The organism is Veillonella sp. VA141 (assembly GCF_003992175.1).
Taxonomy (GTDB): Bacteria; Bacillota; Negativicutes; order Veillonellales; family Veillonellaceae; genus F0422.
Genome location: NZ_RQVM01000001.1, coordinates 16,684 through 31,033, shown reverse-complemented (window position 1 = coordinate 31,033; position 14,350 = coordinate 16,684). Strand labels below are relative to the sequence as shown.

Annotated in this window: 6 protein-coding genes; all 6 read right to left on the bottom strand. The window is 37.6% G+C overall.

Annotation, left to right across the window (positions count from 1 at the left end):
• Positions 1-56: 56 nt before the first annotated feature.
• From EO112_RS00175 to EO112_RS00150, 6 genes are read right to left on the bottom strand one after another with little or no spacing between them, the layout of a single operon-like run.
• Positions 57-7,997 (bottom strand): hypothetical protein, encoded by a 7,941-nt coding sequence (locus EO112_RS00175; protein ID WP_127162339.1) that lies wholly within the window; start codon positions 7,995-7,997, stop codon positions 57-59.
• The gene (locus tag EO112_RS00170; RefSeq protein WP_127162337.1) at positions 7,997-10,159 is read right to left on the bottom strand and encodes a lytic transglycosylase domain-containing protein; all 2,163 of its coding nucleotides are present in this window, start codon (positions 10,157-10,159) and stop codon (positions 7,997-7,999) included. Before EO112_RS00170 ends, EO112_RS00175 begins: the two co-directional genes overlap by 1 nt.
• Before the next feature lie 2 nt (positions 10,160-10,161).
• A complete protein-coding gene (locus EO112_RS00165; RefSeq protein ID WP_127162335.1) occupies positions 10,162-10,881 on the bottom strand; it encodes a hypothetical protein in 720 nt (239 codons plus the stop codon).
• 1 nt (position 10,882) lies between these two features.
• Complete coding sequence (locus tag EO112_RS00160) at positions 10,883-11,386, bottom strand: phage protein Gp13 family protein (RefSeq protein ID WP_164723923.1); 504 nt, start codon at positions 11,384-11,386, stop codon at positions 10,883-10,885.
• A complete protein-coding gene (locus EO112_RS00155; protein ID WP_127162331.1) occupies positions 11,355-13,709 on the bottom strand; it encodes a hypothetical protein in 2,355 nt (784 codons plus the stop codon). Before EO112_RS00155 ends, EO112_RS00160 begins: the two co-directional genes overlap by 32 nt.
• On the bottom strand, positions 13,706-14,329 hold the full coding sequence (locus tag EO112_RS00150; RefSeq protein WP_127010628.1) for a hypothetical protein: 624 nt from the start codon (positions 14,327-14,329) through the stop codon (positions 13,706-13,708). The genes EO112_RS00155 and EO112_RS00150 overlap by 4 nt, the downstream gene beginning before the upstream one ends.
• Between the last annotated feature and the right edge of the window lie 21 nt (positions 14,330-14,350).

Sequence of the window (14,350 nt, the reverse complement as noted above, 5' to 3'; positions counted from 1 at the left end):
TTCTACTGTACCTTTGAATATAAAAGGAGCTATCCACGATAGATAGCTCCTAATTACTATTTTCTTTTTTCCTCACGACTTCGAAGATTCTTATCAAATGCAATGGCAGTGATTAAATCCCTTAGTGTAGCTTCTGTATTAGAAAATGACCATTTTGCTAGTGTCCAAAAACCATCAGTAAAGGTATCACTAAATCCTGTGAGACGATTGCTCACCTGGCTTGTTGACCGCATCACATCAATCCAAGATTTTTTACTGCTTTTCACGTTTCTATACAACTCTAATAATTTTGGCATTAGACTAAGGGCAACAGTTTCATTTCCCTTACTCATACTAGGTTTACCCATAGCCATATCCATAGCTAAGGAAACTCCATCTCTAAGTATTGGTAACCCTACAAACGATCCTGTAATCACTGACGATAACATTTTTTTCAAAAGGCTTTCTACATCATCGTCATCACCAGACCAGGTGGACCGCAATAAAGCCTCTGACATATTCTGTAATACTACCCAGAATAAGATGTGGTTAAAGAGTTTCATATAATCTTGTTTATCTACGACTGCATAACCACCTTCTACCAATGCATTCAAAACTGTATTGGCATACGTATAAAATGGTGTAAATAAAGCTACTAGACTGTTTTTCTTTCGTTGCAACTCTACAGAGTCTTTCGTATCCCCTGAACCAAACACTCTACGAACTTGTCTATCCGCCGCTGATATAGCTTCTGCTTCAATATATTCTTGATCTAGACCCTTAGGCAATAACTCTGCTACTTTCTGTTCATAAGCAAATTTCCATAACGGCATAGACAGCATTAAATCTGTTTCCGTGATAAATACATATCCATACCGACTAATCGTATCTCGTACCTCTTTTGTCATGTGCTTGGTTTCAGATATTCTTCGCCCAATATCACTATTAGGAAAGAAGGTCATACCTTTACCGCCAATGCTTAATCCTTCATGTAAATCATGATCTAGCGTATGTATACGCTCACGTAAAAAGATACTTCGTTCCATAACGAATTTTCGGTTTGATACATACCTATCGGATAAAGGATATCCCATAAACTCTGTAATGGCTCGTACAGTATTCAGTAAGCCAATTTCTTTGGTCATCGGAATCACATTCAATACATTAAGTAATGCTGTACTCGTCCTATAGGACATAATAGCCATAGATGTATTTCGTCTTAAATCTTGCAATACTCTATCTAACCGTGAGGATTTACTAATCTCACTCTGCCAATTATCTCGTACCCAGGTCTTCAACATTTGTAATGTTTCTACACCCGTAGTACGAACAATATAGTCACTGAGTGCCCGATTATTTAATAGCCGATTCACATCCGTAGCCGCTTCACGCATGCTAATATGGTTAATCGCTTCATCAATAGCACGTGGAATCACATCAAAGGATAGTAGTAGCTTTTTCCCTTTCACTAACTGTACACGACTTTTGGTGGCACTCATACCCATACCCCATACAGCGCTAGATGACATTTGCGATTTTATAATATCTTCTACTTCATAATCCTTAGCAGCACCATCTACAGTCGGATCATATACGATAGGATAATATTGTCCACGAATCTTCCGTCCATTAATAGTGAAAGTCACACCTCTTTCTTTGTGCATAGGTGAACCATATAATCGCTCTTGAACGGCGCTACGTTCTGCATAATAAGAGTTAATAAGTTCCCATGTTTTCTCCACAAAATCCCAGTCTTTATCCTCCAAGTACTCACTGAATGCTTTATCTATTAGAACTTCTGCTTCCTCCTGGTCACTTAAACCTACCGTTTCAATGACACGTTGCCGATTATTTTTTGTCCCCCAGTTTAAAGCCAGGGCTAATACCTGCTCTTTGGTCATGCTATACACGGTACCAATGTTATACATACGTTCTGTTCTAATATGAAATAGTTCTTTTTTCTTGTACACCTTCATTACTTGTTGTAGATTCCGAGTGGCCTCTTCTAGCATTTCCTTACCTTTTACAGTGGCTCTATTAATTGGTTCATAGATATATCGATTCCATACACCAGCCTTATCATCATCGTACCGACGAAGTATAGTTTCTACTTTCACTAGGCTTAACATATATCCAGAGAATGTATCTTGTAACCGTCCAAAAAATCCTTGTTGATTGGCTTGCGTTAGTAAATCCTTAGTATTTGATTGTAATCGCTTACTACCTTCAATGATGAGTTCTGCTCCTGCATCTTCAAAAGAGATACTTTCGCCTTGTTCATTTAGGATACTTACACCTTCATACTGTTGTGCACCTTGTGTGTAAACTGCTTTTAGTAATTGCCCCATATCTAGTAATTGGTCAAACGTTAACTGTTTCCATGATTTTGGCTTTTCTAATAGCTCCATAATCCATGGGTCTAATGTCATCTTGGTTTCTGCTTTATCCTGGAACTCCGCATCAGGATCTAGCAACAATAGCACGTCTCCAATAGTAAACCCTTTAGATGGTTCTATGCCATCACGATTGACTAAATTTAATTGATACATCATATGTTGAATAAAGTATCTAGCAGAAGAGTGAATCCGTTTCGGTGATTTAGGTCGTGAAATACTTTGGTACTTTTTCTTTAAATCCCTTTCTAACGTTTCCACTTCACGTAAATTATCATAGGCTGCACGTGCCATAGCTTGATAATATAACTGCTGTTGCTTATGATGAAAGGCTTCATCCATTTGCCCCTTTGAAATAGCAATATCTGCCTTTCTTGCGGAGCTAGCACTTTTATTTTGATACGTTTTAAATGAAGTAGCCTGTGGGATTGTCATAGTTCGCAAGGCATTATGGGCTTTCTCCATCATATCTTCTGTACTCCATAAGGATAACCCTCGCAAAGCTCGCATATTACTAATCCCTGTTTGTAATTCTTCTTGCAGTTTTTTTATTTCTTTACTCTGCTGTGCTGAATCTTTTTCTTGTAATTTCCGAACTTTCTTTTGTACTTTATCATCTTCTATAGCAGATGCTACACGTTCAATAGATGATGGATCATTGACATCGATATCTCCTAAAGCGCTAATAAGCTCAAAATGTTTTGCTACTGCTTTATTTGTATCTTTACGAATGGCTTCCGCTTCATAGGTAGTAATTCGTTGCATTCCCTCTGTGGTAAGCAAATACTCTTCTGCAATCCTTTTAACCGCTTCATAATCATGTGTAAATCTCTCTACTTCATCACGCTTAGATTGTATCTCCTTGGCCACCACTTCCTTCATAGATCCTATACCATCGTTAACTTCCCCGTCTATAAGATCCTGTTTGCTATGGTAAGGTGTCCCTTCTAATCCAGCTACACCAAATGCATCAAAACGTACTCTTGCTTGATACACTGGATATTGTTCTACTAATTGTCGCTGCAACATTTCTTCTAGTTCTGGAATAGATGCTTCAAACTCTTCTAGTTTTGTATCGGACAATTCTTTCATATACGTAGTAAGCACTTTTTCTTTTGCTTTTTCTCGAATGCGATCGAGTTTTTCTTGCCATTCTACTTGCTTTTCTTCTGTGAAAGATTGATATAGCCCCGTTCTTTCAAAGCTATCTAATCCCTGCTGTGTGATATAGGAATTGATATCCTCTTCCGTTGCAAGCATACGTGCCATGACATCTTGCACCTCTTTAGGTGGTAATCCTCCTAGAAGTGTTACACTTTTATATAAAGCACTGAGCCATTCTTTAAAACGACGGAATATACGTTCCAATACTTTGGTTGGTGCTTTTCCTTCACGAACATAGGCCTCAAATCCTGTAGCAAACTTCTCATGTGCAGCCGTATTATTAGCGCCTTCTGTATCTGACCAGCCACTCCACTCTTTAATGGTATTCCAATCTTCTACCACTTGTTTAGGAGCACCATCCATTGTAGCAAGCATACGCAAGTCTTCTAAAAAGAGATGACCACTTTCATGAATAAAGGTAGAAAAATTAGCGGCATCGAATAATTGTATGAGCCTTTTACTACCAAGTTCTTCTGGATACACTGTGGTTAATCCTCTGTATTTCGAACTTTCCTCAGCTTGATAATATCTATCTTGTTGCGCTGCACGTGCCTTATCTAAATCTTCACTAGTCAACACTTTTTCATTGCTTTTTTGTAAATGTTGTTCTATAATAAGGACTATATTAGACCAATCTAACGAGATTGGGGCGTATCTTGCCCCGTTGTCCGATAGATTGGTCTTTTTTTGTTCATAATCTTCAAAATTTCCCTTGCTATTTTCTGTATCCTGTTGTACACTTGAGTCATAAATAGACCAACTTGTCCTGGTTGGGGCCCCATATTGCCCCGTTGCCCGATAAGTTGGTCTTTTTTTATCATAATATAATAGAGCATTCTTTCTTAAATTTGTTATATACCAATCAATAGATTCTCTACCAAAAATAGATTTGATTCTATGAACTTTATTCTTATTTTTATAGGTGTCAAAGATTAATGGAATTTGAATACTATTCCCTTTTTTATCTTCTAATGCAACTACAATAACAACTTGATTATCAATGTATTCTCGTTTTTCTCCATCATAGTTTCTAAAAATTGCCACAGGATTAGCAATGGCTCTAGGTAAATCTTTTAACACTTCCGTATCAATAGAATCTGCATGCTTCCCTTTTAACACCTTCGCTAATACAGAAGGTGTTATTTCTATATCATGCGCTGAAAAGCCTAACATTTGTAACACAATCGGTGTACTCATGAGCCTAACGTCTCTGTTTGGTATATTCCCATCTTTATAGCGATCCATTACGGAGTTCCAGGCAATACTATCTTGCTCTAGTTTTACTTCCCATTCAGGTCGGCTATCCTTAAGAGCACCCATAGTATCATCTGTCTTTTGTGCATAGTAGTTAGGATTACCGTCCTCATCAATATAGTTATTATCCTCATAATCCTTGACATCTTTCAGCATATCTCGTATAGTTAATGTATTAAAAAGAGAGCTCGCTCCATTTATCTTGCCATCGTGCAAGTGAGGGGTGCTCTCTTTTTTTGTTGGTATAATCGAATATAAGTCTATCTTAGTAGGATTAAGTGTAATTTCATTTTGTTGTTCTTCCCCAACAATTTTCATGGTATATACATAATTACCAACTCTCATAGGTACATAAAAATAATGATAGTTTTCTACCTTTCCTTTTTCTGTGTTTTTATCCTTTTTTTGATTCTTAACAGATTCTATTAGAATACTGCTTTTTACGAGTTCATCAAGTGTAAGTAAACTTATATCAAATGCTTTTTTCATTTGATTTCCTTTGATTTGATTCCACACTAAATGGCGACGTTTGAGACTATTAGGGATCCCTAATACAGCTTTATTATCTGCGCTTAATTTCCCCTCTTTAAACGTATTTTTTAGTTGCTCTATGATACTCTTTTTATCGAGGTTCAAATTATTTTTATTAAAGAGTGGAGTAACATCGATAATTCTAATTGGAGTGTCTACATCCACATCCTTATTCATAGGTTGTGCGTATCCACTTCCTGCTACTTCTTTAGCATTAGCTTCTATTTGAACACGTTCCATGTAATCTTTGGCTGTAAAGTGACCGTATCCAGCTTTCTTCATAATATTGGCCATGACATCTGCATGCATTGCCATCACTAAGGCACCCTCTTTTGCTTGACTAGCAACAGCAGGGTTGCCTTTTTTTAATTCTCCTACTAAGTCTTTATAGATTTGGTATCCTTCGTCAGATAAGTTAGAGCGAACATGGACATCACTATCTGCAATTTGGAACAAAGTATCTTTGATACTATCCATAGCCTCTAAATCTTGTAGTGCCTCTTCCATTTCGTTATATCGACTCATAGCCGTTTTCATAGCACTATCACTCATAACATCAGCATACTCTTGGGATAGTTGTTTCTTACCATGCTCAAAGGCAATCCGTCTACGGTCCTTATAGCTAGGTGCTCGATGGTGCATAGCTACATGGTCATCATACCACTTAGGTTTAGGACCTTCCTTATCATACTCCAATGCCTTATGCTCATCGTGATAAGTCTCTCGATAGGTTTCTTCCATTTGGTTATACATATCATTAAAGACCTGTTTAATATGGTACGGATCACTTGATACAACCATTTCAGCTAGGTTTTTTTCTCTATCACTATGATTTGAGAACTCCTTCATGATATCTTCCTTAACGGCTTCCATCTTTTTAGCATATTCACCCGCAAAATGTTCTTGATAGGCTTTTGCCCCTTTGACCGCTTGTTTTATACTTGCTACAGACATGCCACCTTCCGTATAAAAAGTAGCCTTTTCCAACGCTTTAACAGTATCCTCTGTTATTTCTGTATTAAGCTGTGCAAATTGGCTAATAGGCACTGGTAAAGCTGCTTCATGTTCAATGGCTTTTGTAGCTTCTTCTCGTGTCACAATGCCAGAGTTAATTAAACTTTGAATCGCTTCTTGCCCCTGTTGGGTATCTACTAATTCATGAGCATTAATATATACAGTCCCAATGCCTTGCTTATCTGCTGTGGCTTGAATAGTTTTAGCAAATAACTCAGGGTTCTTTTGTGCCAATGGGTTCACTTGACTTTCTTTAATTAGCGCACTGACTACTTGATTACCTCTCTGATTAATATCAGACTGTACGACCATATCTTGTTGCTCAGGGCTCAACCTATGAAAGGCTCTAAACTGATGTATGGTGTGTGCTGTACCACCAAGTCCACCTAATACACCAAGACCAACAACGGCTGGCACTGCATCTATCATGGCATTAATAGACCCTATACCGATATCTGCTAAACTATAATGCACATCTCCTTGTTTGCCCCACAGATTAGTCTGTACCTTATCATTGATATCCTGTAAGCCTTCTTCTAGTAACTCACTACCACTAGATTTTAATCCAGCTTTGAAAGATTCTTTAGCTGTAGAGATAGCTCCCTCTTTCATAATGGCAGTTTTACTTTGGTTTTCTATCATCTTAGTCAATACAGATACACCAGGCTTAACTGCTTTGATTGCTTTTACAGCCAATCCTAGTCCTACCATTTCAATCGCTGCATCAGGAAGAGAAAATGCCGATGCACGAATCTTAGCTTCCTCATTACTATAAATTCGATTACCATTAGCATCTTTTTTATCGATTAAATCTAAATATTTCTGACTAAATGACATTTTTTGAATTTCACTACCCAGTCCCAAAGTAACCCCAGTACCAAATCCACTAATAGCCCCTGGAATAGCTCCCGCTCCACCAGCCATAACACCTGCTTTAGCTCCTAATATAGCACCTGCTGTCCCCTCTATCATGGCAGCAGACGCAATTTGTCGCCCCATAATTACACCTTGTTGCGCTGTAGCACCTGTAATGGATTCTATCCAATTACTTCCTTCTGTTCTATATTGACTAAGGTTGTTTTGCAAACGCTCGATCTCATGATTAATTTCTACAATCTTATTAGGATCTGTCTCGTAAGCCAAATCTCTACCTTGTTTGGCTAGTAATAATTGGTCATTACCACTCCATATGCCTTGTTGGATAGAATCCCATATGCCTCGTGTTTGACGAACATTTTCTGTATTCTTTAATAGCTCTATGGCTTCTGCTTCACTGCTGTATTGAATATTAGAAAATTCTGGATACTCAGTTTTAAACGCTTCCATATCTTGTAATGTGTTTTTTCTAATACTCATCTCCCGAGCTCTTTCAATGACATCATGTCCACCATTAATAAGCACATTCGGTGAGATGTCCAATGTTTTACCTATCTCTATGGCATCTTGTGACCAGTCCGCATCATTATAGGCTATCTTTCTATATGCCTTAGATAAGGTGCTATTAGAGTTTTCAAACAAACTATCTAGACGATCCCCGAAAGACATATTTCTTTCTTTTGCATCATCTACATGACCAAAATCTTTTACATATTTGGGGTTATCATATGTTTTGAACCCACCTTTTCTGACATCTTCAGCTGTTATACGTTGGTTATCTGCCATTATTCGTCTCCCTCATAGCTATTAGACTCTCCACCGTCATCATGTTCTCGTTTCCATGTGTCAACATCAATAGATCTAATAATTTCTCCATCTTTTAATATGTTTACATAATATCCACCATCATCACCTTTAACTAATTCATGATCATCACCATTATAGGCTCTTACTTGAGTTCTACTAATATTGACATGAACATCTGGCGCCCAGTTTCTTACATATGTATATTCTTTTTTTCGTACAGCCTCTACTAAAAAGCTGACCATTTCCGAGTCTGATGGATAATCTCCGTGTTCAGAATAATATTGTGTTCTATATGCAGCTCCTTCTTCAGAAGCCCCTATCCATAAAGCATTCATATCTTTTTTTGAATATCCTAGCCTATCTTGAACTACGGACTTATATTGTCCTACGGCTGCACTAAATCTTCCTGTCCCTTTCGAACGATCTTCTAATGAAGAATACACTTTATTATAAAAAGTATTGCTAAAAGATAGCCCTGAGTTTTTCATTAAATTCATCACGTATTCAGAACTTTCACCTCTATCTATTGCCTCCATTATCATAGCTTCATTAGCTGGTCCAGCACTTAATGCAGCTGCATCTCTTCTTTTTTGTTCGTTACTATAGCCTTCTATAGTACTTATCAATGCAACTTTAACATCAGGTGAATCATTAGTTTGTGACTCAAGCGCATTCGCTATCTCACCTGGTGAGTTACCATTTTTTTCCATTTCATGCGCCATTAATCTTAACTCTTTAACCTTTTTACGTACCGCTTCTTCATGTTCTCGTTTTATTTTAGCTTGTATTTGTGTAAACCTTTGCTCTGCTTTTGCTAGAAAATCCGCTTTTTCACCATCTGTCATGGTGTGACTATTTGTAATTCTAGATAGTGTAGATTTTACATAATTTCGAATTGATGTGCCTCCACCATTATCCTCTTTATCCCAAGAGTAGTGATTTCCATTGCCATCGATGGCATCTGGTTCTCCATTCACCCATCGTATGGCATTCTGTTCTCCTGCGAACCATGCCACCAACGCGCCTTCAGCACCATATTTATTAAAATATCCACCTAATACATGACGTACCACTTTCATATAAGCATCTTGGTCTGTAATTGCTTTATCTCCAACTCCTGCCTGTTTTGACCATTCTGGCCAATTCTCTGGCATAATTTGAAATAAGCCATATGCACCAGAACTCTTATTAACTGCTGTGGGATCTCCTCCACTTTCTTGACCTTGTACCGCATTTAAAAATGAATCTAAACTCATATTACCTGTTCTCAATGGGTTTTCTTTTTCAAGCATATACAAAGCTGCTTTTTTAGCATCATTACCATTTTTTGCAAGAACGTCCCTTAACTTAACTTCATCTTCTAATACAGCATTCACCTTAAACTCTTTCGCTGCTTCTTCAAACTTTTTATACTTTTCTGGCATCATTCCCACATCTTTTGCTACATCAATAATTCCATCGATTGCTTGATTATTCTTTTCAGTGCCCGCTACATGTAATACGCCTTGTAACAGCTCTTCCGTAGCTTTATCTTTTCTAGCACGAACAGCTTCTTCACCTTCATAACCATATATCTCATCAATCTTTTTATAAACGTTATCTAATTGGCTTTTAACAATATCCATCTTGGTATATCCTAACTGTGCCACTTTTGCTGAACTAGTAATAAAGTTTGCTACAGATACATCTCTATACTTATCACCTTGTTCACGCTCATGACTCTCCATTTTTGTATTATTCTGTAACCACGATTGGTCTGCATGTTGTAAAAAGCCTTGCTGTGAACGTTTAAACTGTAACTTTGAAGATATGTCCTCACGTATTTTTGCTTCTTCTTGGCGAAATCTCTCTGCGGAATTAGATGCATCTTGTAATGTCGTATAGGCAAGTCCTGTTTTGTCGTTGTACATAAGGTCAGCAATGCGGTTGTTATAATCGGTTTCCGCATTCATTTGTTGCAGTTTCATTTCAGTATCTATCTTTTTTAACTGCACATTATAAAGGTCGTTCACCCCTTTTTGAAAGGCTTGTAGACCACTAGCGATTTGTCCACCATAAGCTTCTATACTTCCGCTTCCTTGCAGTCCACCACTAGGACCTGTATTCGGTTTAACTTGCTCATTATATGATTCTAATCTCATAGTTATCTCCACCAATTCTTAACGCTTGAGATATGTTCTAAGTAGTTAGGCTTAACTGCTCCCATACCTACCGCCTTATTACTTATAATTCCTTTCGGTGTAGTAAAGTTACTAAACATACTATCAGCAGATGTAAAACCATAAGGATTTGCATTGCCACTTGCCCCTGGGCTAAATGTTCTTGTAGGACTCAAATAGGACGTGCTTGTTGGGCTCTCTACCTTTCCATAATCGCCTAAATACGATTGTACCGAGGCAGCAGTACTCAATAGAGTTCCTAGCATTTTCATTCTTCCTGCTTGCTTAGCACTCTGTATTCTAGCATACGCATTAGCAGCTTGATTCCTATAATTCCATGTTTGTAATGCTTGTGTATCTACATCGTTTCTTTGGTTCTGTAAAAGTTGTAAACTATCCGCTACATACGAATCATGGCTACTATCCATCACATCCTTTACGGATCCCGTAGACATGAGACTCGATGCACCCGCTTCATTTCTATTTTGACCTAATGCTAACCGCATTTTCTCAGTTAGTTTCTTTTGTTCACGTCCTGCATTATCTGCTATTTGTTCTGCTTTTCGCTCACTCATCCTGGCATTGTAATCCGCTAATTTTGCTTGGTTATTATACATAGCTACTTGTGCTTTTGTTTCTGCTTTAGCCCCCATCATGCCACTAATCGCTTGTATCCCAAGCATCGCTAATGGATGCATGCACATATTATTCACTCCCTTTCTTTGGCAATGTAAACAATAGGAATCCTTCTGGTAAATTAACGCCCTCTATAAATGTAGCGCCTAACCATCGTAACCAACGTATAGATGCTTTATTATCCTTAGATATACAATTCCATAAGGAGCCTTGCTGTTGCCATTCATTAATAATTCGTTTGCTTTCCTCTAGAAAATAGCGTTGACAATATTTACTTTCCTGTAATCGATGGCTCCCTAAAAACCATATGCAGTATCCTAACCCTGTATGGTATTCATCTCCTATTCCATAGGCCCATATAGGCGACTCTACTCCATCTATACATTCATATTCTATCCACCATTGCGCACTGCATGCTGTGGATAATAAAAGGCCATGGGTGGCATCATCTGCTCCCATAGCCATGCATTCTATAACATCAATTGTTCGTAGACGTTTCGCTAACTCTACCAAGTCTCCTAAGAGTCTCTTATCATTCGCCTTACCACTGCATTTTATTATTGTACCTTGCAAGCGTACCTCCTCCGATGGAAACATCTCGTACTACAGATAATAGATTAAATGGAAATGGATCATCGTGTAATATACATACAGTTGCATCTGTAGCAAAGCCTTTTCCTTGTGTTGGAATATTAATGTTTACATCCCCCGTATACATAGTACTACCATTTTGTATAAGACTGGCATCACCGATTAAATCCATTCCTCTATTAAAAGTAACGCCTACTTTTCCTCCACGGCTATTTCGAAGTCGTAATATCATACTATTACTTCGTACTGTCCGAGATTGGAGTGTTCCGTCTTTCATGTCCATATACACCTGTGGTAATACAATTTTACATTCGATCGAAATACCGATAACAATATCTTTCGCTACGTAAGGCAGTATCACCGTGCCGTCTTGACCTACTTGCACCTGGTGTACATCAGAATGATTGAGTAATAGCACTACATCCATTCCTTTGAGGTGTTCTATTCGTATACTGGTTTGAGTATTGTCCGTAATAGCAATAGAGCAATCTAACGTAGTATAACTAGATACATCCTTACTATCTACTGGACTATCTAATCGTTCAATGTATCGTCTTTCTTGCCCTAATACAGTCCGCTTCACTACTGCATACACACTATCTTCATTACCATTTGCTACAGAACAAATCGTTTCAAAGACTCCATCTTTCGTTTCATGGTGAGCCCACCCAGTGACATCTTGCTCTCTAATGATTGTCAAAGCAATTAGCTTTCCATCGTCACGTACATAATACAAAATACTATCTGGTTGTTGTGCAAACGTACTATCTAATAAACTATGCTGATTTACTAAATGTTTGGACAATAATGTTAAATCAATTCCGTTATAGTTATCTGATTCATAAGTATATCCCATATCACGTACAGAAGAAGACCTCTTTTGCACATAAATTAGTCGATTCCCTATATATTGTGGGTCACAGTTTGATGCCCCATGTTGAGTCTGTGAACGTGGTACTACCTTGGATGGTTTGATGGCTTCTGAGCCACTGATAATCCATTCGTTACCATCAGTTAGTACAATTAAATCTTGTGCTGATATCATATGTACAATATTAAACGCAGCACGACTTATGAGTCCTAATGTAATAGCACTATCATCTGTTACATTTCCATCTGCTTTTTCCACTTCAAAATTAGGGTAATCACCTGTACGACTAAACCACAACTTATAGGGATTTGATTTCGAGCCGCCTAATACTAGCCTATCTTGGAAAAATGTGCTCATTCTAGGATAGCCTACTTCTTTTCCCCAAGATGAAAGCTGCCATTCTGATGTTTCCGTTTCTTTCCCTACAGGTTTCAATACTTTCACCTCGACCTCTGTAGGTGAAATAAATCGACTAATAACTACCATGCCATATTGGTCATACGGTTTTATTGTGAAATCAATGGAAACATCACCACTAGTAATTTCACTTTGTATTCGTAATTGCGTGCCTCTATTAAAGCTACCCGTTTCAGTCACATTGTAATCACCATTGGAACTATATTGGCGATAGTTTTCCCATGCTGTAGTCTCTGTACTATCCTTTTTTTGTATCGTAATAGTTCCATACCAGGTACCATGAGTTACTATTTTCCACTCTTTATCTGTATCGTCAGCATAACTACCGATGTCCATAGATTCATATCCAGTTTCTTCATAATCACTATGTCTAAAGTCATCTGGATCACTAATATACTCTGCTCTACCTGTCATCTTTTGTATTTCAGCTGGCATTCGATGCTTAATCTTGATAACTTGTCCTAGCATGCCTTCTTTAAATATAGACTTAGTAGATATAACCTTGTTACTAGAACGTATATATTTTATTTTGTGAGATCTATCCGTATTTATATCGTCAAATGGTGGTGCCACCAAATCAAATAGTTTAAACTCCCATTGATTACCAATTCTTTGCAAAATATGAATAGGATGCAAACCACTGCAAATAAAGAATGTATCTGCTGACTGATTAAAATCTAACTCATTCAATATCGACTCTTCATAAGGTGTCGTTAGTTCTATGCCTGTATATCTATCGTTTTTCCATATACGAATGTACAAATGGCCTACTTCTAAAAAGATAGGTTCAGGATATACAAAGCGTACGAGCCTTACTTTTCGATTTGGATACTTTGCTTCTCCCATAAATCTTGTTCCATTCCGTTTGCAAATACTACCGTAAGGGCGTATGATGCAGTTTTTTGCCATCAATACAGCACTTCTATATTTATCTAAATCACTTCGGTTTTCTATCTCTGGTGATATTTCTCCTGTTGTAAAAGAGTGCTGTACTACATACATATTGCCTGTACTCATGTTGCTCTCCTTGACTCGATATATCCTACTGGCAGTTCTAAATCAAATTGACGTTCAGATGCAACTATGTTCTTAGCTTCTAGTAAGGCCCCTTGATAAATTTGGAACTGCGATCTATACATTTCCATATTACCAACAAGAGATTGTGCTAAACTTGCTGCCAAGAATCGTGTAAGTGCTTCAACAAAGATAGGTGGAAATATATCGGGATCATTTACATCAAATATATAATCTACATAGGCTTTTGTCATATTAGTTCCAATCGCCTTTGTACTGCTATCTAGGTTAAACACTTCGTAATTAGGTATATCTTTTACACTGTAACTCGTATACAGTCCATTCCGTATTTCAGTATCTTGTATAATTCGATAAATTCGTAAAGCGTGCTCTGGATATAAATATGTGTGTCTATATCCACCTGTATAAGTTTCTACCTGTATGTTTGCTAATGGCTCCACACGTCTTGCAAATCCCCACACATATTGAGACAAAACTAATCTTCTAGCATGATGATAGTATTGATTGCAGATACGTGCTGTTTCATTGTCATCATCTAAACTCGTAATTAGGCCCTCTCCTATATGTGAAAGAGCCATATTACAGAGGTCTGTTTCCGTCATATTGTACCTCTTTCTATATAT

What these genes read in the sequence shown, in the direction of transcription:
- EO112_RS00150 (WP_127010628.1), bottom strand. Translation starts at nt 14,329, where the DNA reads ATGACGGAAACAGACCTCTGTAATATGGCTCTTTCACATATAGGAGAG.
- EO112_RS00175 (WP_127162339.1), bottom strand. Translation starts at nt 7,997, where the DNA reads ATGGCAGATAACCAACGTATAACAGCTGAAGATGTCAGAAAAGGTGGG.
- EO112_RS00155 (WP_127162331.1), bottom strand. Translation starts at nt 13,709, where the DNA reads ATGAGTACAGGCAATATGTATGTAGTACAGCACTCTTTTACAACAGGA.
- EO112_RS00165 (WP_127162335.1), bottom strand. Translation starts at nt 10,881, where the DNA reads ATGTGCATGCATCCATTAGCGATGCTTGGGATACAAGCGATTAGTGGC.
- EO112_RS00170 (WP_127162337.1), bottom strand. Translation starts at nt 10,159, where the DNA reads ATGAGATTAGAATCATATAATGAGCAAGTTAAACCGAATACAGGTCCT.